Origin of the sequence: Arthrobacter koreensis (assembly GCF_035792275.1) — a bacterium.
In the GTDB taxonomy this organism is placed as follows: domain Bacteria; phylum Actinomycetota; class Actinomycetes; order Actinomycetales; family Micrococcaceae; genus Arthrobacter_B; species Arthrobacter_B koreensis_A.
Genome location: NZ_JAMWKK010000001.1, coordinates 135,173 through 160,325, shown reverse-complemented (window position 1 = coordinate 160,325; position 25,153 = coordinate 135,173). Strand labels below are relative to the sequence as shown.

Annotated in this window: 26 protein-coding genes; 22 read left to right on the top strand and 4 right to left on the bottom strand. The window is 66.0% G+C overall.

The window, feature by feature from the left end; all coding sequences use genetic code 11:
- Positions 1–48: 48 nt before the first annotated feature.
- Both NGB94_RS00765 and NGB94_RS00760 read right to left on the bottom strand, forming a co-directional pair.
- The gene (locus NGB94_RS00765; RefSeq protein ID WP_325788353.1) at positions 49–1,134 is read right to left on the bottom strand and encodes an inositol-3-phosphate synthase; all 1,086 of its coding nucleotides are present in this window, start codon (positions 1,132–1,134) and stop codon (positions 49–51) included.
- A gap of 139 nt (positions 1,135–1,273) precedes the next feature.
- Entirely contained in the window at positions 1,274–1,897 is a 624-nt protein-coding gene (locus NGB94_RS00760) for a LysE family transporter (RefSeq protein WP_325788351.1), read from the bottom strand.
- 69 nt (positions 1,898–1,966) lie between these two features.
- Here NGB94_RS00760 and NGB94_RS00755 point away from each other — a divergent pair, with 69 nt between their 5' ends.
- The 7 genes from NGB94_RS00755 to NGB94_RS00725 all read left to right on the top strand — a co-directional run bounded on the left by NGB94_RS00755 (position 1,967) and on the right by NGB94_RS00725 (position 9,317).
- A complete protein-coding gene (locus NGB94_RS00755) occupies positions 1,967–2,386 on the top strand; it encodes an Lrp/AsnC family transcriptional regulator (protein ID WP_325788350.1) in 420 nt (139 codons plus the stop codon).
- A 91-nt stretch (positions 2,387–2,477) separates the two neighbouring features.
- Positions 2,478–3,785, top strand: a complete 1,308-nt coding sequence (locus tag NGB94_RS00750; protein WP_325788348.1) for a hypothetical protein — start codon at positions 2,478–2,480, stop codon at positions 3,783–3,785.
- Positions 3,786–3,807: 22 nt separating this feature from the next.
- On the top strand, positions 3,808–5,253 hold the full coding sequence (locus NGB94_RS00745; protein WP_325788346.1) for a glycosyltransferase family 87 protein: 1,446 nt from the start codon (positions 3,808–3,810) through the stop codon (positions 5,251–5,253).
- Complete coding sequence (locus NGB94_RS00740; RefSeq protein ID WP_325788344.1) at positions 5,250–6,320, top strand: lipid II:glycine glycyltransferase FemX; 1,071 nt, start codon at positions 5,250–5,252, stop codon at positions 6,318–6,320. The genes NGB94_RS00745 and NGB94_RS00740 overlap by 4 nt, the downstream gene beginning before the upstream one ends.
- A complete protein-coding gene (locus NGB94_RS00735; protein ID WP_325788342.1) occupies positions 6,313–7,758 on the top strand; it encodes an NAD(P)/FAD-dependent oxidoreductase in 1,446 nt (481 codons plus the stop codon). The genes NGB94_RS00740 and NGB94_RS00735 overlap by 8 nt, the downstream gene beginning before the upstream one ends.
- A 132-nt stretch (positions 7,759–7,890) precedes the next feature.
- The gene (locus NGB94_RS00730) at positions 7,891–8,991 is read left to right on the top strand and encodes a hypothetical protein (RefSeq protein WP_325788340.1); all 1,101 of its coding nucleotides are present in this window, start codon (positions 7,891–7,893) and stop codon (positions 8,989–8,991) included.
- A gap of 50 nt (positions 8,992–9,041) precedes the next feature.
- Entirely contained in the window at positions 9,042–9,317 is a 276-nt protein-coding gene (locus NGB94_RS00725) for a hypothetical protein (protein WP_325788339.1), read from the top strand.
- Between the two features lie 18 nt (positions 9,318–9,335).
- Here NGB94_RS00725 and NGB94_RS00720 read toward each other — a convergent pair whose 3' ends face one another.
- Entirely contained in the window at positions 9,336–9,656 is a 321-nt protein-coding gene (locus NGB94_RS00720) for a putative quinol monooxygenase (RefSeq protein ID WP_325788338.1), read from the bottom strand.
- Positions 9,657–9,764: 108 nt separating this feature from the next.
- On the opposite strand from NGB94_RS00720, the gene NGB94_RS00715 reads away from it, so the two are divergent.
- The 15 genes from NGB94_RS00715 to NGB94_RS00645 all read left to right on the top strand — a co-directional run bounded on the left by NGB94_RS00715 (position 9,765) and on the right by NGB94_RS00645 (position 24,516).
- Positions 9,765–11,447: an ABC-F family ATP-binding cassette domain-containing protein gene (locus tag NGB94_RS00715; RefSeq protein WP_325788337.1), complete on the top strand. Its 1,683-nt coding sequence runs from the start codon at positions 9,765–9,767 to the stop codon at positions 11,445–11,447.
- Positions 11,448–11,500: 53 nt separating this feature from the next.
- Positions 11,501–12,700 carry an MFS transporter gene (locus NGB94_RS00710; protein ID WP_325788336.1) on the top strand — a complete coding sequence of 400 codons (1,200 nt, stop codon included), beginning with the start codon at positions 11,501–11,503 and terminating at the stop codon, positions 12,698–12,700.
- A 100-nt stretch (positions 12,701–12,800) separates the two neighbouring features.
- The gene (locus NGB94_RS00705) at positions 12,801–13,856 is read left to right on the top strand and encodes an ATP-binding cassette domain-containing protein (RefSeq protein WP_325788334.1); all 1,056 of its coding nucleotides are present in this window, start codon (positions 12,801–12,803) and stop codon (positions 13,854–13,856) included.
- Complete coding sequence (locus NGB94_RS00700; RefSeq protein ID WP_325788332.1) at positions 13,853–14,689, top strand: ABC transporter permease; 837 nt, start codon at positions 13,853–13,855, stop codon at positions 14,687–14,689. Before NGB94_RS00705 ends, NGB94_RS00700 begins: the two co-directional genes overlap by 4 nt.
- Positions 14,690–14,719: 30 nt before the next feature.
- On the top strand, positions 14,720–15,667 hold the full coding sequence (locus NGB94_RS00695; RefSeq protein ID WP_325788331.1) for an ABC transporter ATP-binding protein: 948 nt from the start codon (positions 14,720–14,722) through the stop codon (positions 15,665–15,667).
- Complete coding sequence (locus tag NGB94_RS00690) at positions 15,664–16,518, top strand: ABC transporter permease subunit (protein ID WP_325788330.1); 855 nt, start codon at positions 15,664–15,666, stop codon at positions 16,516–16,518. The genes NGB94_RS00695 and NGB94_RS00690 overlap by 4 nt, the downstream gene beginning before the upstream one ends.
- Before the next feature lie 163 nt (positions 16,519–16,681).
- On the top strand, positions 16,682–17,638 hold the full coding sequence (locus NGB94_RS00685) for an ABC transporter ATP-binding protein (RefSeq protein WP_325788329.1): 957 nt from the start codon (positions 16,682–16,684) through the stop codon (positions 17,636–17,638).
- Positions 17,635–18,510: an ABC transporter permease gene (locus tag NGB94_RS00680; RefSeq protein ID WP_325788328.1), complete on the top strand. Its 876-nt coding sequence runs from the start codon at positions 17,635–17,637 to the stop codon at positions 18,508–18,510. The genes NGB94_RS00685 and NGB94_RS00680 overlap by 4 nt, the downstream gene beginning before the upstream one ends.
- Before the next feature lie 161 nt (positions 18,511–18,671).
- Positions 18,672–19,946: a M18 family aminopeptidase gene (locus NGB94_RS00675; protein ID WP_325788326.1), complete on the top strand. Its 1,275-nt coding sequence runs from the start codon at positions 18,672–18,674 to the stop codon at positions 19,944–19,946.
- A 211-nt stretch (positions 19,947–20,157) separates the two neighbouring features.
- Entirely contained in the window at positions 20,158–20,463 is a 306-nt protein-coding gene (rpsF, locus tag NGB94_RS00670) for a 30S ribosomal protein S6 (RefSeq protein ID WP_091600910.1), read from the top strand.
- Positions 20,464–20,531: 68 nt separating this feature from the next.
- On the top strand, positions 20,532–21,080 hold the full coding sequence (locus tag NGB94_RS00665; protein ID WP_154579185.1) for a single-stranded DNA-binding protein: 549 nt from the start codon (positions 20,532–20,534) through the stop codon (positions 21,078–21,080).
- Between the two features lie 102 nt (positions 21,081–21,182).
- A complete protein-coding gene (gene rpsR, locus NGB94_RS00660) occupies positions 21,183–21,422 on the top strand; it encodes a 30S ribosomal protein S18 (protein ID WP_003800144.1) in 240 nt (79 codons plus the stop codon).
- Positions 21,423–21,440: 18 nt separating this feature from the next.
- The gene (rplI, locus tag NGB94_RS00655; protein ID WP_055242872.1) at positions 21,441–21,890 is read left to right on the top strand and encodes a 50S ribosomal protein L9; all 450 of its coding nucleotides are present in this window, start codon (positions 21,441–21,443) and stop codon (positions 21,888–21,890) included.
- 562 nt (positions 21,891–22,452) lie between these two features.
- The gene (gene dnaB / locus NGB94_RS00650) at positions 22,453–23,832 is read left to right on the top strand and encodes a replicative DNA helicase (protein ID WP_091600911.1); all 1,380 of its coding nucleotides are present in this window, start codon (positions 22,453–22,455) and stop codon (positions 23,830–23,832) included.
- Between the two features lie 60 nt (positions 23,833–23,892).
- The gene (locus NGB94_RS00645) at positions 23,893–24,516 is read left to right on the top strand and encodes a hypothetical protein (protein WP_325788324.1); all 624 of its coding nucleotides are present in this window, start codon (positions 23,893–23,895) and stop codon (positions 24,514–24,516) included.
- Between the two features lie 4 nt (positions 24,517–24,520).
- On the opposite strand, the gene NGB94_RS00640 is transcribed toward NGB94_RS00645, so the two are convergent.
- Complete coding sequence (locus tag NGB94_RS00640; RefSeq protein WP_325788322.1) at positions 24,521–25,117, bottom strand: helix-turn-helix domain-containing protein; 597 nt, start codon at positions 25,115–25,117, stop codon at positions 24,521–24,523.
- Between the last annotated feature and the right edge of the window lie 36 nt (positions 25,118–25,153).

Sequence of the window (25,153 nt, the reverse complement as noted above, 5' to 3'; positions counted from 1 at the left end):
TGGGACGTGCACTTTCTGTCATCTCGATCGTGCGGGGTGAGGGAGGGCTTAGCGCTCGGCTTCGCCCCGGATGAACTGCTCCACCTTTTCGCGGGCAATGTCATCGTTGTACTGCTCCGGCGGGGACTTCATGAAGTAGCTCGACGCGGAGAGGATCGGGCCGCCGATTCCGCGGTCCAGCGCAATTTTTGCTGCGCGGACGGCGTCGATGATGACGCCGGCGGAGTTGGGGGAGTCCCAGACCTCAAGCTTGTACTCGAGGGATACCGGGGCGTCGCCGAAGTTGCGCCCTTCCAGGCGGACGAAGGCCCACTTGCGGTCATCCAGCCAGGCCACGAAGTCGGACGGGCCGATGTGGACGTCGTTCGCGGCCAGCTCGGCGGCGACATTGGAGGTGACGGCCTGCGTCTTGGAGATCTTCTTGGATTCAAGCCGCTCGCGCTCTAGCATGTTCTTGAAGTCCATGTTGCCGCCGACGTTCAGCTGGTAGGTGCGGTCCAGCGTGACGCCGCGGTCTTCGAAGAGCTTGGCCATGACGCGGTGCGTAATGGTGGCACCGATCTGGCTCTTGATGTCGTCGCCGACGATAGGAACACCGGCAGCGGTGAACTTGTCAGCCCACTCCTTGGTGCCGGCGATGAACACGGGCAGTGCGTTGACGAAGGCCACGCCGGCGTCGATCGCGCACTGGGCGTAGAACTTTGCCGCCTGCTCGGAACCGACGGGCAGGTAGCAGACCATGACGTCGACGTTGGCTGCCTTGAGTTCTGCAACGATGTCCACGGGTTCCTCGTCGGACTCGCTGATCGTCTCACGGTAGTACTTGCCCAGGCCGTCCAGGGTGTGGCCCCGCTTTACCTTCACGCCGGTCTCGGGCACGTCGGCGATCTTGATGGTGTTGTTTTCGCTGGCGCCGATTGCGTCGGCCAGGTCCAGTCCGACCTTCTTCGCATCGACGTCGAAAGCGGCCGCGAACTGCACGTCATTGACGTGGTAGTCGCCGAACTGGACGTGCATCAGGCCTGGGACGGTTGCTGACGGGTCGGCGTCGCGGTAGTAGTGGACGCCCTGCACCAGCGATGCAGCGCAGTTTCCAACACCAACGATTGCCACCCGGATCGGGTTATTTGCCACGGTTCTCCTTTGAAGACATTCCTGTGCAGCCGCCCGCCGCTGACTCGCGGATGTGCCGCAGCAGGCGGCGCAGGCAACTGACCCAGTCTACTTCGTCCACCAAACACCTACGGGAGTTGCAGCTTGTGGCACTTTTCCCTCACGAAAGGGCCGCCAGCAGGGCAGCTGCACCCAGTGCGGCAACGGTGCAGTTCCCGGCCCGGGAGAGACCCAGCTGCACCGCCGGAGTCACCCTTCCCTGCAGCGTCGCTCCGACGAGGACCAGACCCAGCTGCCAGGCCCAGGACGCCGCGCCTGTTCCGGCCACGAAGGCCACCGCTGCGCCGGGTGCGGCAACCAGTCCGTACAAACCGGCGGCCATTGCAGTGAAATAGAGCAGTGTTGCCGGATTGGCGGCGGTGAGCACCAGAAAGAGGGAGAACCGGCGCCGGCCCTGCGGCGCCGGCGCGGGATCATGGCGTGCAGGACCACCGGCGCCGGGTCGTCGCAGTCCGGCCAGGCCGAGGGCCATGAGTGCAAGTCCGCCGGCTACGGAGGGAACCGGCCCCCACGTGGCAATCACCGGCGCGGCGGCGCTTCCGGCGGTGACGGCCAGGGCACAGTACCCCGTGTCCACCAGCGCTACGGCGGCAGCGGCAGGCGCGGCCCGCCGGAATCCGGCGGCCAGGCCCTCGCGGAGCAGCAGGACAGCGACGGCACCGAGAGGGGCAGCCAGGCCGAATCCAGCCGCTGCTCCCGCGGCCAGTGCCAGAAGGATCTCCATGCGGTGATTCTCGCTGCGACATTGAGCCGGCACCGCAGATCTTTCCGTCCCCGCAGCTAAAGTTCCCTCATGGACACGACAGACAGATCAATCCTCAGCATTCTGCAGCGGGAGGCGAGGATTTCGTTCGCCGAGCTCGGCCGCCGTGTGGGCCTGAGCACGAATGCTGCTGCTGCGCGCGTCCGGCGACTGGAGGCCGCCGACATCATCCTCGGCTACCGGGCGGTGCTGGCAGAAGAGGAACCGGAACCCGGTGCCGGGCTGCAGGCCTTCGTTGACGTGCGGCTGAAGCCCGAGGCCGATTCCCGCTCGTTCCTGGCATGGGCCCAGGGCAATCCGGCGGTCCGTGACGCCGTGCATGTGACCGGCCCCTACGACTATCTGCTGAACGTCCGGGTGCCGGGCATGCCGGCGCTGGACGCGCTGCTCCACCAGCTCAAAACCGAGTCGGGAGCCATGCAGACCCAGACCCGGCTCGCCCTCCGCTGAGCACTTTTGGCCCGCTGCCGGTGGCAGGAACAACCGGCGAGCCTACGCTGGAAGAACAGTGCCGGAGCTCTTCCTCCGCTAGGAGTGCACCATGAACGACATCCGAGCAGCCTTCCGCACCCGCGCCGCCGTCGTACTGGCAGCCGCCGGCCTCCTGGCCGGCGGCGGGCTTACGGCCTGCACCTCCAGCGGCAGCGAATCCACGCAGAGCCCGACGGCGGAGTCCCCCTCTCCGTCGTCATCCGCGCAGCTTGCCGATGAATGCGAACTGCCCGAGCCGTCGGCCACCCCCAGCCCTGAGAACAACAATTTCTCCGCCCTGGATCCGGACAGTTCAGCCCTGAAGGTGGGCGGCTCGGAGCAGCGTTCCGTGGGAGCCTCCACGATCACCAAGTCCGGGGACAGCTCCAACAGTGATTCCTCCAGCTTCACCGGCCTCAATGCGGCCGTGCTGGTATCCGGCGGCGGGTCGCTGGCGATGAACGGAACCACCGTTGAAACCAGCGGAACCGGCGCCAACGGAGTCTTCGCCACCGGCACGGGTTCCGCGGTGACCATGCAGGACGTGACGGTTCGGACGGACGGCAGCTTCGCCCACGCCCTGGACGTCACGGACGGCGGCAGCATCACGGCGGTCAGCCCTGACCTGAGCACCAGCCAGGACCATTCGAGCGCCATCGCCACGGACCGCGGCGGCGGGGATATCCAGGTCAGCGGAGGCAAGGCGACCACCGAAGGCGGGCTCTCTGCGGTCATCTACTCGACCGGCATCATCGATGTGTGCGGATTGTCCGGCACTTCTGCCTTGGCGGAGGGGATTGTGGTTGAGGGGGCCAACTCCGTGCAGGTTTCAAGTTCGGACCTTACCGGGGGCACCCACGGCGCCTACATGTACTCCAGCACGCCGGGCGGCAGCGGCGGAGGGACACTCAGTGTCTCCGGGGGAACCCTGACCGCAAAGAGCGGAAACGCCATTTTTGTGGACGGGGTTTCCGCCACCATCAACCTCACCAACGCCGCGAAGCTGGAGCCAGGGTCCGGAAGCGTCATCAGCGTAAACAACAACGGCAGTGCCACGGCGTCCCTGACCGAAACCGAACTCCAGGGCCAGCTCACCGCGGATGCGGGCAGCAGCCTGGAACTGTCCCTGACCGCCAACAGCAGGATCACGGGCACCCTGAGCAACGTCGGGCTGGAACTGGACAACACCAGCACAGTGGAGCTCACGGCGGACAGCTCCGCCGCCTCCGTGACCGGAGCACTGGTCAGCGGCTCGGAGATCACCAACATCACCGGCAACGGGCACACCCTCACCTACGATCCGTCGGCCGAGGGCAACTCCTACCTGAACGGCCAGGACTACAACCTCGCAGGCGGGGGAACCCTCAGGGCATCCTGACGCCGCCTGCATACTGGTAGGCATGGATTCAACTCCCCGCCGGCGCCCAATGCGGATCGTTGTGCCCAGCCGGAACGACCGGCTGCTGAGCCGCTTCACCGAGGCCATTGGCGGACCCCTGGGACGGTACACGGCTCCCGGGGTGGTTTCCCCGGGCTTCTTCACCGTTCAGCGCGTCCTGATCCTGTTCACAACGGGAGCGGCCCTGCTGGCGCTGCTGGCAAAGACGCCCTGCCGCCTCAACGGCTGGTCCGACCAGTTCTACCAGGCCTGCTATTCCGACTGGCCCGCGCTCTTTGGTGCCCGGGGGCTGGGTGCCGGTGTCTACCCCTTCATCAGTCCCGGCTCGGAGTTCGAGTATCCGGTGCTGCTGGGCCTGCTCGCCGGCTTCGTGGCCTGGCTGGTTCCGGCGGGGGCTGAGTCCCGCGGACTGGTCTACTTCGACCTGAATGCGGTCTTCGCCACCGCCGCCTGGATCGTGACGGTTGTTGCCACCATGCGGATGGCCAACCGGCGGCCCTGGGACGCGGCGATGGTGGCGCTCGCGCCGGCCATGATCCTCTCCATGTTCATCAACTGGGATATCTGGGCAGTGATGCTGGCAGCGCTGGGAATGCTCGCCTTCTCCCGCAGCCAGCCGGCCCTCGCCGGAGTCTTCATCGGCCTTGGAACCGCACTGAAGCTTTACCCGGTGCTCATCCTGGGAGCCGTGCTGGTACTGGCGCTGCGCACGCTGAAGCTGCGCGCCGCCGTCGTGACCTTTGCGGCGACCGCCGTGACGTGGCTGGCGGTCAATATCCCGTTTATGCTCCGTGACCTTGAGGGCTGGAAGTACTTCTACGAATTCTCCAGGGACCGCGGAGCGGGCAACTCAAGTGTGTGGCAGGCCTGGAACATCACCTTCCCGGAGTACGCGGTCGACGCCGGGTTCATAGGATTCTGGGCCTACTTCCTCTTTGCCCTGGCCTGTGCGGGAATCGCCGTGCTGGCCCTGGCATCTCCGCACCGGCCGCGCATGGCACAGCTGGTCTTCCTGATCGTGGCGGCGTTCATCCTCACCAACAAGGTCTATTCGCCGCAGTTTGTGCTGTGGCTCGTCCCGCTGCTGGCGCTGGCCAGGCCGCGCTGGCGGGACTTCCTGATTTGGCAGTTCTTCGAGGTGATGCACTGGTGGGCGATCTGGCTTTACCTCGCAGCGCTTATCGGCGGGGGAGCGCCGGAGAACAACCTTGATTCGGGGTGGTTCGTGCTCTCGGTCGCCGGACACATGGGCGCGACCATGTACCTGATGTTCAGGGTGGTGATGGACATCTGGGATCCGCGGACAGATCCGGTGCGGCGCATGGGAATCGATGATCCGCAGGGCGGTCCGTTCAACCAGGCGCCGGACCGGTGGCGGCTCCGGTGGCCCCGCCGCCCTCGGGTACCCTTGGAAACGGACGCAGCCCCGGCGAAAGAAGCAATGTGACCCCCGCTCCCTACCGTTTCCAGCAGCTGTCCCGCGAGGACTTCGAGTCCCTGGCAGCCCGGCACCCCGGCGTCGTCATTCCGCTGGAACAGACCCCGTACTGGGCGGATTTCGAAACCCGCCTGGGCCGCGAACCCTATGGGATCTGGGCCTATTACGACGGCGGCAAGCTGGTTGCCACTGCCAGTTACCTCAGGTCGCGCCGGCGTCTCCGGCCTTCCGTGGTGGCAGTCAACGGCCCCACCTGGTTTACCGAACGGACTCCCGAGGCCGAGGCACGCCTGGTCAGCACTGTGCAGGAGCAGTTCCGTGCGGATCCTGCAGTGGACCCGCTGTACGTGCGGATGCAGGTGGAGCACGTGGGCCCGCCTGTCACCGGCCCGCTGGAGCACGGCTGGTACGAACGGGAAATCGTGGTGGACCTGACCCCGGATACGGAGAAGATCTTCGCTTCCTTCCGCCCCAATGCCCGCAACCTGATCCGCAAGGCGGAGAAGCTCGGCGTCGAAGTACGGACCGTGGAACGGGAGCGGTGGGCTGAGGTCTTCCGCACCGAGCTGTTCCCGATCATGCAGGAAACCGCTGCCCGCGACGGGTTCTCCAGCTTCGATTCAGGCTTCTACGAGACCCTGCTCACCGAACTGGGTGACCACCTGCGCCTGATGGTTGCCTACGTAGGCGGCAAGCCTGTTTCCTGGCTGATTACCACCGAATACCGCGGCTACGCGGTGTACTACTTCGCTGCCAGCTCCCGGGACGCGAGGAAGACCAACGCTCCGTACCTGCTGCTCTGGGAAGCCTTCAAGGTGCTCAAGGACGCCGGCAACACCGCCTGCGGACTGACCGGCATCGAGAGTGAAAACTACCCCTCCCTGGCAAACGTGACCACCTTCAAGCGCAACTTCTCCAAGACGGTAGTCACGGTTCCCACTACCTACGACATTCCGCTGCACCCGCTGCGCTACCGGGCGCTGGCAACTGCCCTGCGGCTGCGCCGTGAAGCGCCAGCCCTGCTGCGCAGCGCCCGCGCCCGGCTGAAGGGTACCGGCAGGGCCGGCCGTGACTGATGTAACGGTGGTGGGAGCCGGGCCCAACGGCCTGGCCGCAGCCGTCACCATGGCCCGCGCGGGACTGTCCGTGCGGGTCCTGGAAGCTGCACCCACCGCGGGCGGAGGATCGCGCAGCAGCGAACTCATGCGCCCCGGCCACTGGCACGATGTCTGCTCCGCCGTGCACCCGATGGCACTGGCAGCTCCGTTTTTCCGGGACTTTGGCCTTGCAGACAGGATCCGCCTGGAAGTCCCGGAGATTTCCTACGCCCAGCCGCTGGACGGGGCGCGCGCCGCGGTGGCCTACCGCAGCCTGGACCGCACCGTGCAGGAGCTTGGGCCGGACGGAAAGGCCTGGGCTGCGCTGATGCGCCCCCTGGTCCAGCACAGCGAGGCCATCACGCGCACCCTCATGGACCCGCTGCTGAAGATCCCCCGCGAGCCGCTCGCCGCGCTGCGGTTCGGCCTGGCCGCCCTGGACCAGGGAACCGGGGCCTGGAACCGCCGCTTTACCGAAGACGCGGCACCGGCGCTGCTGACCGGGGTCATGGCGCACCCTGTGGGACGGCTGCCGTCCCTGCCGTCGGCGGGCGGCGGGCTGCTGCTGGCCCTGCTGGCCCATACCGTTGGCTGGCCCGTGCCGGTGGGCGGATCGCAGGCAATCACGGACGCCCTCGTGGAGGACCTCCGTGCGCACGGAGGCGAGCTGGAGACCGGGCACCGGGTGGATTCGCTCCGCGAACTCTCCGGCTCCCGGGCGGTCATCCTCGATACCGCCCCCGCAGGCCTGCTGCGTCTGGCCGAGGGCCAGCTGCCGCCGCGCTATGAACGCGCGCTGCGGCAGTTCCGGTACGGCAACGCAGCCTGCAAGGTGGATTTCATCCTCTCCGGTCCGGTGCCGTGGGCAAACCCGGAGCTGGCCCGGGCGGGAACCGTTCACCTGGGCGGCACCCGGGCCGAAACCGCCGCCTCGGAGGCAGCAGTCGCTTCCGGAAGGCACCCGGAGAAACCGTACGTGCTGCTTTCCCAGCCCAGCACTTTCGATTCCACCCGCGCGCCGGAGGGCCGGCACATCCTGTGGACCTACTGCCACGTTCCGGCCGGATCAGACACGGACATGGCGGACCCAGTGACTGCACAGATAGAACGCTTCGCGCCCGGTTTTAGGGACCTCATCGTGGAAACCCGGACGACGACGGCGCGCGGCCTGGCCGCCTACAACGAGAACTATGTGGGGGGAGACTTCGGCGCCGGGGCCGTGACCCTGGGACAGATGCTCCGCCGTCCGGTGCTGTCTCCGGTTCCATGGAGGACCCCGCTGCCGGGCGTTTTCCTGTGCTCGGCGTCCACTTCTCCCGGCCCGGGGGTACACGGGATGGGCGGCTACCACGCAGCGGGACAGGCGCTGCGGAAAGTATTCGGGCTGCCCGTCCCCTCTCTCCAACCGGGAACCTAACCGCTTGCCGGACCGGTTCCGGGCGCGCCGTTCAACGGGCTGAAGGGGCTGGCAACGGTATCTTGGGACTCGGCATCTTAGGCCGGCCGGGATCGGGTCCGCGGCCACAGCACGCAGCCCCGGGGGATTTTCATGACGGTTTCAACACAGCAGCGTTCCGGGCATCCCCGCCCGGAATCCGGTGGACCGCCTCCCCACCCAGCCGGAACGCCGCGCAGGGACATCCGCAGGACCCGGCGGCGCAGCGGACGGCGCCGCCTGAACGCCGCTGTGGTCCTGGCCGCAGCGGGAGCGGCAGTCCTGGTGGCCGCGGCTGTCTTCGGTTACCGGTTCATCAGCCGGGACGTGCTGGGTCCGCAGGCGGTCGCGGAAGACTACCTGGCGGCGCTGGCTTCCGGAGACCAGGCCGCGGCCTACGAGCTGCTGCCGTCCACGGATGCCCTCATCCCGGATGACGCTGCGGTTTACGCCGCTGCCGGGCAAAAGATCACCGGCTTCGAAATCCTGGAGCAGGAAATCACGGGCGGGAACGCCGTCGTCAGGGCCCTGGTGGATCAGGACGGCGGGCGGAACACCGTAGAGCTCCGCCTCCGGGACGCCGGTTCCCGCGCACTGCTCTTCACGGCCTGGCAGCTGGGACCGTCTGCCGCCCGCACGGTGCAGGTAAACGTACCGGCGGATACCGAAGACATCAGGATCAACGGCACGGACGTCGCCCTGCCGTCCGGCGCGGAGTCCGTGGACGTGCTGCTGCTGCCCGGGTCCTATGTTTTCGACGGGCCGGAAGAACGCTATCTCAGCTACGGTCCGGGCAAGCGGGTCCTGGTTGAGGCCGGAATGGCCGGCAGCCCGGCTCCGGTCCGGCTGCGTGCGGCGGCGAATGCCGAACTGGCTCCCGCGGTACAGGCCCAGGCAGACGCCTACCTGGCCGCCTGCCTTTCCCGCACCGAAGCAGCGCCCGATGCCTGCCCCAATGCGGCCTACAGCAGCTACGGGGCGGAACGGATCCGGAACGTGAAGTGGAGCCTGGAACGTGGCCCGGAATACGGGATGACCGGCACCCCGGAGACCGGACTGACGGTGTACGCCACCGGCGGCAAGGCGCGGGTGCAGTACCAGGAGGACACCACTGGATCCGGCCGCTGGGAAAGCCGCTCTGACCTGGTGAACATCAGCTTCAGCTCCGGGGTGGAGGTGACGGGGGAGAGCCTCGGCCTGGACTTCCGGCCCTGACCCCTTGCACTGGGCCCGCCGGCGTGGGGAACTTGAACCAGGAGGTTCCCATGACGGACACACCCGAGCACCTGAACAACCACCACCGGGACACACTGAACCAGATTCTGCGCCATCCGGTGTCCCACAACATTGAGTGGAAGCGTGTGCGCTCCCTGCTCGACGCGGTGGCTGACACCACGCGGGAGCACAACGGCAAGTACGAGGTCACCATCGCCGGGCAGACGGACTACCTGACGCCGCCCCGGGGCAAGGACCTCGACGAACAGACAGTGGTGGACCTGCGCGAAATGCTGGAGCGCGCCGGGTACTCCCTGCAGGAGTAGCCGGCGCGCACTGCAGTCCTACTTGACTTCGAGTTCACCCATCCGCGACCACTCCTGGCCGTCGATAAGGGTGTTGATGATCCGCGGAGTCTCAACCAGCGCCGGGAGCATGTCCTTCATGGCCTGCTGGAAGTGATCGCTGTTCACATGGGCGGCTGCGGCGTCGTCCTTGAAGGCCTCAACCAGGACGAATTCGTTCGGATCTTCCAGGCTGCGGGACCAGTCGAACCAGAGGTTGCCCTCCTCGCCGCGCGTGGCAGCGGTGAAATCGGCAGTGAGCTGGGGCCACCGCTCGGTCCACTCCGGCTTGACCTTGAACTTGACGACGATGAAGATCATCTTGTTTTTCTCCTGCTTGGTGCGGATTCTTCGGACCTAAATCCTATGCCCGGGGCTGCGCGCCGTCACGCCGGCGGCAGATCAGCGCCGTGATGGGAGGATGGAACCGTGGCTCATCTCGACGTATCCGGCATTGACTACTTCCTCTCCGACGGCAGGCAGCTGCTCAGCGGCGTCAGCTTCAAGGTGGGGGAGGGACACAAGACCGCGCTGATCGGACCTAACGGCACCGGCAAGACCACCCTGCTGCGGATCATCGCTGAAGACATCAAACCCGACGAAGGAACGGTCTCCCGGTCCGGGAACATGGGCATCATGCGCCAGTTCGTGGGCCAGGTCCGCGACGGCAGCACCGTGCGGGACCTGCTCGTCTCCGCCGCCCCGCCGGCCATCGCCGCCGCAGCCCGGGCCGTGGACGAGGCCGAAGAAGCCATGATGGAGAACGACGACGAACCCACCCAGATGCGCTACGCCCAGGCGATTGCCGACTGGGGAGATGTTGGCGGGTACGAGCAGGAGACCGTCTGGGACGAAGTCACCACGGCCGCCCTGGGAATGCCCTTCGACACGGCCCAGTACCGGCAGGCAAGCACCCTGTCAGGCGGCGAGCAGAAGCGCCTGGTCCTGGAGGCACTGTTCTCCGGTCCGGACGAACTGCTGCTGCTTGATGAGCCGGACAACTACCTTGATGTGCCGGGCAAGCGCTGGCTCGAGGCCAAGCTCGCCGAGTCGAAGAAGTCCGTCCTGTTCGTTTCCCACGACCGTGAGCTGCTGGCCAACGCGGCAACCCGCATCGTGACGCTGGAGCCGGGCATCAACGGTGCCTCGGCGTGGATCCACGGCGGCGGATTCGGCAGCTACATCAAGGCCCGCGAAGACCGCAACGCCCGCTTCGAGGAGCTGCGCCGGCGCTGGGACGAGGAGCATGTGAAGCTCAAGGAACTCGTCAACATGTACAAGAACAAGGCCGCGTTCCGCTCGGACATGGCCAACCGCTACCACGCTGCCCAGACCCGCCTGGCGAAGTTCCTGGAAGCCGGCCCGCCCGAAGCCCTGCCGATCGAGCAGAACGTGAAGATGCGGCTGCGCGGCGGCCGCACCGCCAAGCGCGCCGTCGTTGCCCAGAAGCTGGAACTCACCGGGCTCATGAAACCCTTCAGCACCGAAATCTGGTTTGGCGACCGCGTTGGCGTGCTGGGATCCAACGGTTCCGGCAAGTCACACTTCCTGCGGCTGCTGGCCCTGGGCGGCAGCGATCCTGACAAGGAACACGAGCCGGTCTCCGAGGTGGAGATCGCCCCGGTTCCGCATGCAGGATCGGTGAAGCTGGGCGCCCGGATCCGGCCGGGTTTCTTCGCGCAGACCATGCTGCGCCCGGACCTGCTGGGCAAGACCCTGCTGGACATCCTGCACCGCGGGGATGAGCACCGTTCCGGGCTGGGCCGGGAGGCCGCTGCTGGCGCCCTGGACCGCTACGGCCTGGCCTCCTCCGGCGAGCAGAAGTACGACTCGCTCTCCGGCGGCCAGCAGGCGCGGCTGCAGATTCTGCTGCTCGAACTCTCCGGCGCCACGCTGCTGCTGCTCGATGAGCCCACCGACAACCTCGACCTGCACTCGGCAGAGGCCCTGGAGAAGGCCATCGAAGCCTTTGAAGGAACGGTTCTTGCGGTAACGCACGACCGCTGGTTCGCCCGCAGCTTCGACCGGTTCCTGGTGTTCGGCTCCGACGGACGGGTCTATGAATCCGAGGAGCCGGTCTGGGACGAGAAGCGCGTCGAGCGCGTCCGCTGACGGGCGCGCCGGGCCATTTCCCTCCGGCGGGGTCCGGGCTCCAGAATGAGGACGTGAACACCAAAACCCTGGACCGGGCCCTTCTGGCTGTCTTCACTGTCTTTGGACTGAACGGGATGATCTTCGCCAGCTGGGCTGCCCGGATTCCTGCCGCCGCTCAGGCACTGGACATCGGGTCAGCCGGGGTAGGAGTGCTGCTGCTCTTCTCCGCCGTCGGATCCGTTTCCTCCCTGCCCCTGGCGGGGGCGCTGGCGCAGCGCATCGGAACCGCCAATGCCGTCCGGTTTGGCGGGCTCCTCGCCTCCGCCGCGGCGCTGGTGGTTGCCGCCGGCCTGGCTCTGGCTTCGATCCCGCTCACCGCGGGCGGCCTGCTGATCTTCGGCGCCGGAATCGGGCTGTGGGACGTCGCCATGAACCTTGAAGGGGCGGAAGTGGAGCGCGGGCTGCGCCGGACCCTGATGCCCAAGTTCCATGCGGCCTTCAGCGGCGGTGCCTTTGTGGGCGCGATGATCGGCGCCGGACTCTCGGCGGCGGGAGTCAGCCTCTCCCTGCACCTGGTGGGAATCGTGGTGATCGCGGTTGTGCTGGTCACGCTGGTTCCCAGGGCGTTCCTTCCGGACACTCCACAGCCTGCGCACACCGAGGCAGCGCCCCGCCCGTCGAGTTTCGGTGCGTGGAAGGAAGGACGCACACTGCTGATCGGCGTCGTCGTCCTGGGGGCCGCGCTCACCGAAGGCGCAGCCAATGACTGGGTTGCCAAAGCGACCGTGGACGGCCTGGATACGTCGGAAACGGCCGGCGCGGTGATGTTTGGCGTGTTTGTCGCCGCGATGACTGTCACCCGCTGGGTTGGCGGGCGGCTGATTGACCGCATTGGCCGCGTACCCGCGCTGAGGATCTGCATGGGGGCGTCCCTGGCCGGCCTGCTCATCTTCGTCTTCGCCCCCAGCCTCTGGCTTGCCGGGGCCGGGGTGATCCTCTGGGGAATCGGGGCGGCACTCGGATTTCCCATGGGCATCTCCGCCGCCGGGGATGACCCGCTCCATGCGGCAGGACGGGTGTCGGTGGTGTCCACGCTGGGCTACACGGCGTTCTTCGTCGGTCCTCCCGTGCTTGGTTTCCTCGGTGAGCACTGGGGACTGCGCAATGCCCTGCTGGTGGTGGGTGCGGCCATGCTCATGTCCATCGTGTTCGCGCCTGCCGCGGCAGAGCCGAAGCCCGAAGAGCTGGATGCCGGGAATCCCGCCTCCTAGCAGGCATTTCCTGCCAAAGTCCCGCCCCCTTTCCACTTGCGGACCGAACCTGTCCGGGTAAGCCCTGTTCAGCAGAAGCGGGCGGTCCTAACCTGTTCGCATGTCCCTTCCCTCCAACCCCAGCAACCAGGCGCGTCCGGTCTCGGAAGGCCGGCGCGATCCGCTGATTCAGGCACGCGGCCTGAAGAAGGTCTACAAGTCAAAGTCAGGCCCCGTCCACGCCCTCGACGGCCTGGACATCGGCGTGCCGCAGGGCACCGTCACGGCGCTCCTTGGCCCGAACGGCGCCGGAAAGACGACGGCGGTCAAGGTGCTGACCACGCTGATCAAACCCACTGCAGGGACCGCTTCCATCGACGGGATCGACGTCGCGGCCCGGCCAAAGGACGTCCGCCGGATCATCGGCGTCTCCGGCCAGTACTCGGCGGTGGATGAAAACCTGACCGGCATCGAGAACCTGCGCATGGTCGGCAGGCTTTACCACCTGCCCACGGACCAGGCACGCCGGCGGGCCGCCGAGCTCATTGAACAGTTCGACCTGGCAGATGCCGGCAACAGGCCGGTGAAGGGTTATTCCGGCGGCATGCGGCGCCGGCTGGACCTCGCCGGCGCCCTGGTGAACAATCCCCGCGTCCTGTTCCTGGATGAACCCACAACAGGCCTGGATCCGCGCAGCCGGCTGGCCCTCTGGGACGTCATCAAGTCCCTGGTCGCTGCCGGAACAACCCTCCTGCTCACTACCCAGTACCTGGAGGAAGCCGACCAGCTGGCAGACACGGTCGCCGTGATTGACGGCGGCAAGGTGATCGCAGAAGGCACCTCCGACCAGCTCAAGGCACGGATCGGCGGGCACCGCGTAGCCGTCGCCCTGGTCGAAGGCTTTGACGCCGGTACCGCGCGGGAGATCCTGGCCCGCTACGGAAGCGGAGAAGTGCAGACCGCCGGCGACGGCCGTTCGCTGGAAGTGGCCGTGACCGAAGGCCCGGCCGCGCTGCAGCTGGTCCTGCGGGATCTGGAAGCCGCGGGAATCCAGCTTCACGACGCCGGTATCCGGCGCCCCACCCTGGACGACGTGTTCCTGAAGCTCACCGGGCACATCGCCGAGGCAGACACCGAAAACGCGGAAGACGCCGGGAAAGCGAGGGCAGCACGATGAGCGCCGCAACCGCCGCCGCCCGGTTCGGCTCGGGCACCACCGCTGGCAGCTGGATCTCCGACGGCTGGACCGTCACCAAGCGGAACCTGATCAAGATCCGCCGCACACCGGACATGATCGTGTTCGCCGTGCTGCAGCCGATCATGTTCGTGCTGCTGTTCAGCCAGGTCTACGGCGGATCCATCCAGGTGGCCGGCACCAACTACACGCAGTACCTGATGGCGGGCATCTTCGCGCAGACGGTGGTCTTCGGTTCCACGTTCTCCGGATCCGCCATGGCCCAGGACCTGAAGGAAGGAATCATAGACCGGTTCCGCACCCTGCCCATGAGTCCGTCGGCGGTACTGATCGGACGGACCAACTCCGACCTGGTGCTGAACGGAATCTCGGTGGTCATCATGATGGGCACGGGCCTGCTGGTGGGGTGGCGCGTCAACACCTCCTTTGGCTCCTTCTTTGCCGGGGTGGGGCTGCTGCTGCTCTTCTCCTACGCCTTCAGCTGGGTCATGGCCCTGCTGGGCATGTCCGTCCGCTCTCCGGAAGCGATCAACAACGCCTCCTTCATCATCCTGTTCCCGATCACCTTCATCTCCAACGCGTTCGTGCAGAGCTCAACGCTGCCGGAACCGCTGCGGACCATCGCTGACTGGAATCCGGTCTCCGCCCTGGTCCAGGCCGTCCGGCAGCTCTTCGGAAACCTGGGCTCGACTCCGGTGCCGGACACCTGGCCCATGCAGAACCCCATCACCACGGTCCTGATCGGATCCGCCATCATGCTCGTGGTGTTCGTGCCCCTGGCCGTCCGCAAGTTCGAGGCGGTGAGTTCACGCTAGGCCCATCTCCTTCCAACCAGAGGACAGAGCATGATCGAGGCAGATGAACTCACCAAGCGCTTCGGAGGCAAAACCGCCGTCGACGGCGTCACCTTCAGCGTCCAGCCCGGCAAAGTGACCGGATTCCTGGGCCCCAACGGCGCCGGGAAGTCCACCACCATGCGGCTGATCGTCGGCCTGGACCATCCCAGCTCCGGGAGCGTCACGGTCAACGGCAAGCCGTATGCCCGGCACCGGATGCCGCTGCACGAAGTCGGGGCCCTGCTTGAGGCCAAGGCCGTGCACCCCCGGCGGTCTGCCTACAACCACCTGCGGGCCCTCGCCGCGACCGAGGGCATACCCGCCTCGCGCGTCAACGAGGTCATCGACCTCACCGGCCTGGGTCCGGTAGCCCGGAAACGGGTGGGTGGTTTCTCCCTCGGCATGGGCCAGCGCCTCGGCATAGCCGCGGCACTGCTGGGGGATCCGCAGACGCTGATCCTGGACGAGCCGGTGAACGGCCTGGACCCGGAAGGCGTGAAATGGGTGCGCTACCTGGTCAAGGGCCTCGCGGCCGAGGGCCGCACGGTGTTCATCTCCTCCCACCTAATGAGCGAGATGGCTGTCACCGCAGACCACCTGATCGTGATTGGCCGCGGCCGCATCCTGGCCGACGCGCCCATCGAGACGGTCCTCACCGGCGGCCAGAAGGAACGCGTGCTGGTGCGGACGGACGACGCCGATGCCCTGGCGGCCGCGCTCGCCGGCGACGGCGTGGAGATCCGCAGGGAAGCGGCGGATGAACTGACTGTCCTCGGCCTGCCGGCGCGCCGCATCGCCGAGGCAGCCTTCAGCCGGGGCATCCTCATCACCGGATTGATACCGCAGCAGGAAACCCTGGAAGATGCCTACATGGAACTGACCGGCGGCGAGGTCGAGTACCAGTCGCAGCAGATCGGCGCCCAGGCACTCCCGGCAGCCGAAGGACAGGCCCAATGAGCACAGCAGCAGCCCCGGCATCCCGCACTCCGCGCGGCTGGGCCGGAGGGCCGGTCACGTTTGGGCGGGTACTGCGCTCCGAATGGATCAAGACGGCCACTGTTCCTTCGACCGTCATCCTCCTGGCCGTGAGCTTTGTAGTCATGGTTGGCCTGGGAGCCCTGGTTGCATGGGGACTCGTTCAGCTGGCCAGCGACCCGGAGACCGGGCCGCCGCAGGGGATCGGACAGTCCCTGCAAAGCGCGGCGTATGACGTCCCCGCCTCCGGCCTGCCGTTTGGACAGCTTCTTATCGCAGCGCTGGCAGTGGTGCTGATCGGCTCCGAATACACCACGGGCATGATCCGTTCCACCATGGTGGCCGTGCCCACCCGCATTCCGGCGCTGCTGGCCAAGACACTGGTGATCGCCGTCGTCTCCTTCCTGCTGGGCATCCTGGCGGCCTTCACGACGTACCTGCTGGCCCAGCCGATCCTGGCTGGTTCGGACCTGGACTTCGGACTGGATGCGGAGTGGGTGCTGCCCTCCATCCTTAACACCGGAACCGTCCTGGCACTGATCGCCGTCATGGGCGTCGCCATCGGCGCGCTGCTGCGCAACACCGCCGGGGGAGTGGTCACCCTTGTCGGCGCACTGTTCGTGCTGCCCATCATCGCGAGCCTGCTCAACGGACTGGCGGACTGGGTGGAAGACGCCGCCCGTTTCCTGCCCAGCAGTGCCGCGGCCCAGCTGGTAGCCACGCAAATCCAGCCGGACGCCTTCAACCAGGTGGAAGGCGGCCTGATCCTGGCGGGCTGGGCGGTGGTGCTGCTGGCCGCCGCCATGGTTGCCCTCAGGAAACGGGACGTCTAAACGCCGCCGCGATGGGCAGGGAACTCAGGGAGGCCCCTGAGTCATCCCTAAGGTGGACGCCGGATTCGCCCTGATTCATCCCTAGGAACGGTCCGCTGAGGAGAGCGGACGCATAGTGTGGAGGCACACCCCCGTACTTGAACGCTCCTAGATGAGGATCACCATGATCGAGGCACACGGCCTCTCGAAGCGCTACGGCAGCAAGACCGCCGTCGACAATGTCTCCTTCACCGTCGAACCAGGAAAAGTCACCGGCTTCCTGGGCCCGAACGGTGCAGGCAAGTCGACGACCATGCGGATGATCGTGGGACTGGACCGTCCCACCTCAGGAAACGTCACCATCAACGGCAAGCCCTACGCCCGCCACAAGGCCCCGCTCCATGAGGTCGGCGCCCTGCTGGACGCCAAGGCGGTGCACACGCGCCGGTCCGCCTACAACCACCTGCGCGCCATGGCTGCCACCCACGGCATCTCCAACAAGAGGGTCAACGAAGTCATCGAGCTCACCGGACTGGGTTCGGTTGCCAAGAAGCGCGTCGGCGGCTTCTCCCTGGGCATGGGCCAGCGCCTGGGCATCGCCGTCGCCATGCTCGGGGACCCCAACACCCTGATCCTGGATGAGCCGGTCAACGGCCTGGATCCTGAAGGTGTCCTCTGGGTCCGCAACCTGGCCCGCGGCCTGGCTGCCGAAGGCCGCACCGTCTTCCTGTCCTCCCACCTGATGAGCGAAATGGCCGTCACGGCAGACCACCTCATTGTGATTGGGCGCGGCCGCATCATCGCCAACGCACCCATCCAGGACATCATCGACGGCGGCGGGCGCCAGCGCACCCGGGTACGCACCGACAACGCAGCCGATCTCCTGCCCGTCCTGGAAGGACGCGGCGCGGAGATCAACCGGCTCGAGGACGGCCTCTTCGAAATCAGCGGCGCCGATTCACGCTCCATCGCGGAGATCGCGCTGGACCGCCGGATCCTGCTCACGGAGCTGACCCCGATCCAGGTCTCGCTTGAGGACGCCTACATGGAACTTACCCGGGACGACGTCGAATACAAGTCCCACGGATTTAGCCAGGAAACGGCTGCTGCCGAGCCTGTTGTGGAAGGAACCCGAGCATGAGCACCACAACCGCACCCGCGCCGTCCCGCCGGACGGCCCGTACCGACGGCAGCGGCGTCAACTTCGTCCGGGTCCTGCGTTCGGAATGGATCAAGGTAACCACCCTTCCCTCCACCGTCATCCTGCTCTCCGTCACCCTGGTGGTCATGGTGGGGCTGGCGGCACTCGTGGCCTGGAGCTGGGCTACTACCGCCCAGATGCTTGCGGAAGATCCGGGGCTTGGCCCGGCCATGGGTGTCGGAGCCGGCGGTGACCTGCAGGCCATGGTCTATGACACCCCGGCATCGGGCGCGCTCTTCGGCCAGCTGCTGATCGCCGCCCTTGCCGTGGTCCTCGTGGCCTCCGAGTACAGCACCGGCATGATCCGCTCCACCATGGTGGCAGTTCCCACCCGCACGCCGGCGCTGCTCGCCAAGGCGATCATCATCGCCGTGATTGCCTTCGTCATTGGGGTCGCCGGTGCCTTTGCCAGCTTCCTGATCAGCCAGCCGCTGCTGGCACCGGAAGACCTCGGCTTCGGCCTCGACGCTCCCTGGGTGCTGCCCAGCATCATCAACACCGGAACGCTCCTGGCAGGCATTGCGATCATGGGTGTCGCCACCGGATCGCTGCTCCGCAGCACAGCAGGCGGTGTAGTCACCATCATCGGTGTGCTGTTCGTGCTGCCGGTGATCGTCCAGCTGATCTCCGGCCTGGCGGACTGGATTCCCGACGCCGCCCGCTTCCTGCCCAGCAGCGCCGGTTCCCAGCTGGTGGCAACCAACATTTCCGACGGTGCCCTGAACCAGCTTGAAGGCGGACTGGTCCTGGGCGGCTGGGCAGTGGTCCTGCTGGCCGCGGCGCTGATTGTCACCAAGCGCCGCGACGTCTAGGCGCAAAAGACTTCGGTGAAGGCGGCAGCGGAAGAACGGCCGTCGGCGCCTTCACTGAAACCCCCTCCACAACCCCCGGTGCACAGCGCCGGGGGTTGTCTGTGTCCACGGGCAGTCACGGCCGGTTACGCGGGCGCCCCCGCCTCTGGTTGAATCGGAGCATGTCTGACGCACTGGCCCACGTAAAAGACCTCGGCGAATACGTTGCCGTCTCTCCCTCCAGCTTCCACGCCGCCCGCACGGCAGCAGACCGGCTGCAGGCCGCCGGTTTCACCGAGCTGAGCGAAGACTCGAACTGGCCGGCCGCTCCCGGGAAGTACGTGGTGGTGCGCGACGGCGCGTTCATCGCCTGGATAGTGCCCGAAGGCGCCGCACCGGGCACCGGATTCAACATCTTCGGCACCCACACCGATTCGCCAACGTTCAAGCTCAAACCCTCACCCACCACCGGGAAGTTCGGCTGGCTGCAGGCCGGCGTGGAGGTCTACGGCGGTCCGCTGCTGAACTCCTGGCTGGACCGGGAACTGGAGCTGGCAGGGCGGCTCGTGACGCTCGACGGCGTCGAGCACCTGGTTGCCTCCGGCCCGCTGCTGCGCTTCCCCCAGCTGGCGATCCACCTGGACCGCGCCGTGAACGAAGGCCTGAAGCTGGACAAGCAGCAGCACATGAACCCTGTCTGGGGTCTGGGCGATCCATCCGCAGCGGACCTCCTGGGGCTGCTCGCCGCCAAGGCGGGGGTGGACCGTGAAGAGATCGGCGGATACGACGTCGTGGCCGCCGACACCCAGCCGGCCCGCGTCTTTGGCGCCGGCTCTGAGTTCTTTGCCTCCGGCCGGCTGGATAACCTCTCCTCGGTTCATGCCGGCATCCGGGCACTTGAAACCGCTGCCGAAACGAAGGCTTCCGGCTCGATCGCCGTCCTGGCCGCCTTCGACCATGAGGAGGTTGGCAGCGGAAGCCGCTCAGGTGCGGCCGGTCCCTTCCTCGAGGATGTCCTGGCCCGTATCAGCGCAGGCCTCGGCGCCGGAAAGGCTGACGCCCAGCGCGCCTTCGCGGCCTCGTTCTGCATCTCCGCCGATGCCGGACACGCCGTGCACCCGAACTACGCCGAACGGCACGATCCAGCCAACCGCCCCGTGCTCAACGGCGGCCCCCTGCTCAAGATCAACGCCAACCAGCGCTACACCACGGATGCCCCGGGTGCTGCATACTGGGCGGCACTGTGCCGGGAAGCCGGAGTGCGATACCAGGAATTCGTCTCCAACAACTCGATTCCCTGCGGTTCCACGATTGGCCCGCTGACCGCGACCCGCCTGGGGATCCGCACCATCGACGTCGGCATCCCGCTGCTTTCAATGCACTCGGCCCGCGAGATGGCCGGTGTCGAGGATCCGTTCCTGCTCGCCCGCGCCGCCGAGGCGTTTTTTCTCCGGTAGCGCACCGGCCCGCAGCCGCAGTCTGTCCACAGGTGAACTTTGCCGTGCAGAAAATCCGATAGGATAGTGAAGTCTGTGCTGTCGGCTTCGGCTGGCAGGCTCCTGGGCATAACGCGGGTTCCCCGCCGGCCCGGGACGCAAAGACAACGCTAAAGAACCTCCTGTTACGGAAAGACCGTGACCGTATAGCCCAAAGGAGGTGGGTTCACAAATGCGTGCTTATGAACTGATGGTAATCATCGACCCCGAGGTCGAAGAGCGTACCGTGGAGCCTTCGCTCGACAAGTTCCTCAACGTTGTCCGCAACGAGGGTGGAACCGTCGACAAGGTAGACATCTGGGGTCGCCGCCGCCTGGCCTACGACATCAAGAAGAAGTCTGAAGGCATCTACGCGGTGGTTAACTTCACCGCCAGCCCTGCAGCTGCTGCTGAGCTTGACCGCCAGCTTGGCCTCAACGAGACCATCCTGCGTACCAAGATCATCCGCCCCGAAGACCAGAAGGTTGTTGCCGAGTAATTTCGGTCCACCTTTTATTCGTCAACGAAAGGCCCGGGCATTCCGGGCCGAGACACCAGGAGGCATAAATGGCAGGCGAGACAACGATCACCGTGGTCGGAAACCTGACGAACGATCCGGAACTCCGGTTCACCCCGTCCGGTTCAGCAGTGGCGAACTTCACCATTGCCTCGACGCCGCGCACCTTCGACCGGCAGTCCAACGAGTGGAAGGACGGCGAAACGCTGTTCCTCCGTGCGTCGGTCTGGCGTGAAGCTGCGGAAAACGTCGCCGAGTCCCTGACCAAGGGAACCCGCGTCGTCTGCCAAGGCCGCCTGAAGTCTCGTTCGTACGAGACCAAAGAGGGCGAAAAGCGCACCGTTATGGAGCTTGAGGTCGACGAAATCGGCCCCTCGCTGCGTTACGCGTCCGCAAAGGTCACCCGCACCCAGCGCTCCGGCGGTGGCGGCGGTGGCTTCGGCGGCAATGCCGGCGGCGGCTTCGGCGGCAACTCCAACTCCGGTTGGGGCGGCCAGCAGCAGCAGTCCGCACCCGCGGACGATCCCTGGGGTGCCCCTGCAGGCGGCAACTCAGGCGGCTGGGGAGCCGGCCCGGATTCCAACGATCCGCCCTTCTAAGCAATACCCAGTGCCGCAAGGCACAACCTCTGACGGCAACCGCCGTCGAGCCCATCCCGTGGAATTGATCCACGGGCTCCACCAGACATAAGGAGCTCCACGATGGCTAAGGCTGAACTTCGCAAGCCCAAACCAAAGTCCAATCCCTTGAAGGCCGCTGACATCACTGTCATCGACTACAAGGACGTAGCATTGCTGCGCAAGTTCATTTCCGACCGCGGAAAGATCCGCGCTCGTCGCGTAACTGGCGTAACCGTGCAGGAACAGCGCAAGATCGCACAGGCAATCAAGAACGCCCGTGAAGTTGCACTCCTGCCTTACTCCGGCGCTGGCCGCGGCTAAAGGAAAGGAACCTAACTCATGGCAAAGCTCATTCTGACCCACGAAGTCACCGGTCTCGGTGCTGCAGGCGACGTCGTCGAGGTGAAGGACGGTTACGCACGTAACTACCTGGTACCCCGCGGCTTCGCTCTGACCTGGACCAAGGGCGGCGAGAAGCAGGTTGAGTCCATCAAGGCTGCCCGCGCTGCTCGCGAGCACGCTTCGCTGGAAGATGCCCAGAAGCAGGCTGCTGCGCTCTCCGCCAAGCCGGTCAAGCTGACCGTCAAGGCCGGCGAGTCCGGACGCCTCTTCGGCACGGTCAAGCCCGCTGACGTTGCCGCTGCCGTTGAAGCTGCCGGCCTCGGCAGCATCGACAAGCGCAAGGTTGAACTGCCGACTCACATCAAGTCGGTTGGTTCCTTCCAGGCCAACGTCCGCCTGCACGACGACGTTGCTGCTGTTATCGACCTTGAGGTCGTTGCCAGCTAGTACCGATCGCCTCGCACTGCGTGATCTGCAGCGCCCCTACCTCTTCTGAGGCGGGGGCGCTGCTGCGTTAAGCGCCTGGTCAGAGACGAAGCACGCTTACCGGCCCGAGTAGTAGCGCACAAGTATGTGGATAACCGCTGTGGATAACGGTCTCCGTATGCCTGCATGCGGATTCTGTCAACCTGAAGGTTGAGGCTGAATGTTGACCAAAATAGATGGATTTACACAGGTGTGGAGAAGCGTTATCCCAAGTCAGAGCCGTATTAGGGCTAAAACAAATTTGTTTTCCACAGCCTTATGCCCAACCTGTGCACAAGACACGCCCAGTTATGAACAGGCTATCCACAGCGCCTGTGGATAACTCGTTTGTTGAGGGGGCCTTACGGGGCTACGGTTGCGGTGGACTCCCTCATCGGCGCATCCGGAAGTATCGGCGGGGGCACGGCGGGCAACCCAGCCCAGTGTCAGTGCCGTCGGCTAGAAATACAGCCAGCCTTAGACATCTTTTTGTGGTCTGCCTGACGGGACCCGTGGATAGAACATTCTTGGAAAGGGTGGCCCAGTGTCGCTTGCACATGCGGATTCCGCTGAATCAACCCGTACTCCCGACTTTGGCCGGACTCCGCCGCAGGACCTGGTAGCGGAGCAGTCGGTGCTTGGCGGCATGATGCTTTCCAAGGACGCGATCGCGGACTGCGTAGAGGTGCTCCGCGGAGTGGACTTTTACCGCCCCGCCCATGAGGCAATCTATGAGGCCATCATCGACCTGTACGGCCGCGGCGAGCCCGCCGACGCCGTCACCGTTTCCGATGAGCTGACCAAGCGCGGGGAAATCACCCGCATCGGCGGCCCCGCTTACCTGCACACGCTCATCCAGTCCGTCCCCACCGCCGCCAACGCCGGGTTCTACGCCGAAATCGTGCGTGAGCGGGCCGTCCTTCGGCGCCTGGTGGACGCCGGAACGAAGATCGTCCAGCTGGGTTACTCCAATGACGGCGAAGTCGACGACCTGGTCAACGCCGCCCAGGCGGAGGTCTATGCCGTCGCCGAACGCCGCACGGCCGAAGACTACGTTCCGCTGAAGGACATCATTGAAGGCACGGTGGATGAAATTGAGTCCGCCGGGCACCGCGGCGAAGGAATGACCGGTGTTCCCACCGGCTTCTACGAACTCGACGAGCTGACCCAGGGCCTGCACGGCGGCCAGATGATCGTCATCGCTGCCCGTCCGGCCGTCGGCAAGTCCACCTTCGCGCTGGACTTCGCACGCTCCGCGGCGATCAAGCACAACATGACCACTGTCTTCTTCTCCCTAGAAATGGGACGGAACGAGATCGCCATGCGCCTGCTCTCCGCCGAGGCCACAATCGGCCTGCAGGACCTGCGCAAGGGCACCATCAAAGACGAGCAGTGGGGCAAGATCGCCACCACCATGGGCCGGATGAATGACGCACCGCTGTTCATCGATGACAGCCCCAACATGTCCCTGATGGAAATCCGCGCCAAGTGCCGGCGCCTGAAGCAGCGGCATGACCTGAAGCTGGTGGTCCTGGACTACCTTCAGCTGATGTCCTCCGGCAAGCGCGTTGAATCCCGCCAGCAGGAAGTCTCCGAGTTCTCCCGTGCGCTGAAACTGCTCGCGAAGGAACTCGAAGTGCCCGTCATTGCCCTCTCGCAGCTGAACCGTGGTTCGGAACAGCGCACCGACAAAAAGCCGATGGTCTCCGATCTCCGTGAATCCGGCTCGATCGAGCAGGACGCAGACATGGTGATCCTGCTGCACCGCGAGGACATCTACGACAAGGAGTCCCCGCGGGCCGGAGAAGCCGACGTGATCGTGGCCAAGCACCGTAACGGCCCCACGAAGACCATCGTGGTGGGCTTCCAAGGCCATTACTCCCGGTTCTCCAACATGGCTGTAGAGGGCGGCTCCGGCTTCTAGAATTAAGGGTCCGGGTTTCCTTTGCCCGGCTTCCGTTCCACAGCCTCCAGGAGCCTTCCCGTGCCAAAGTCCAAGCCCCGCAAGAAGGCAGCCGCAAAGAAGAACCTGGCCCGCCGCAAGGCGCACGAAACGAACCGGATGCTTGCCGGCACCGAGTTTTTCCTGAGTGACGAGGGTGAAGAGCTGCTGGCATCGCGAGGCTGGATCAGCGAACGCGACCAGCCCGGCGGTCCGGACCAGGGCGACGCCTGGTACTGGATGCCGTCCCAGCTGCCCGCGTACCTGGAGGAAGGTGAACCTGTTCCCACCTCGGTTTTCCCGCTGGAGACCGGTTTCGTCAGCCAGCTCGCGACGCCGGACGGTTCGGTGCCGCCGTCGGCCCAGCGGGAGTATGCCTCGCTCCAGGAGCTGGAGGCGGACCTGGAGCGGCTGGAGTCCTACCGCGTTCCCGAATCCGACTGGACGGTGCTGGGCGGAGGGCCCGGCCCGAATGAGACCCCGGACGAGCTGATCGACACCATTGCCGAGGAATGGGAGCTTATTGCCGAGCTCATTCACTTCCCGTACAGCGACGACGGTCCGCGTTCCTTCGAGCGGGTTACCGCTGCCCGCCAGGACGGCCGCCTGACGGATTACGCGTACCGCTCCATCATTGCCGGGCGCGGTTCCGTCCCGGGCCGGTAGCGGTTCAGGACCGCTTCGGCGGACTAGCCGGCCTGGCGCGGACGTGCGCCTTCTCGCCCTGCGGGCCGAAGAGGGCCAGGAATTCCACTGCGTGCTGGTCGCCGTTGCCCATCCAGTGCGGTACCCGGGTCTCGAACTCTGCCGCCTCTCCGGCACCCAGGATAAGCTCGGTGCTTCCGAGCAGCAGCCGGAGCCTGCCGCTGAGCACGTAGAGCCACTCATAGCCGTCGTGGGTCTTCAGGTCCGGGACGAGCGGCTTCTTCGGAGCCGGCAGGATGTACTTGAATGCGCCGATTCCGCTGGCTTTTTCCGTCAGGGAGATCACGGTGGCGCCGTTGTGGCGGGAGGCACGCATATGCACCCGCGGATCTCCGGTCTGCGGGCTGCCGGCCAGTTCATCCAGGGTGACGCCGTAGGTGCGGGCCAGGGGCAGCAGCATTTCGAGCGTCGCCCGGCGCTGCCCGCTTTCCAGCCGGGAGAGCGTGCTGAGTGACATCCCGGTGGCGCCGGCCACGGCCGTCAGCGTTTGCCCGCGGTTCCTGCGCAGCTGGCGCAGCCGGTTGCCTATGCCCGCCACCACGGCAGCATCGTCCTGGTCCATGCTGCAGATTTTGCCATAACAGCAAGACCTGTTGTG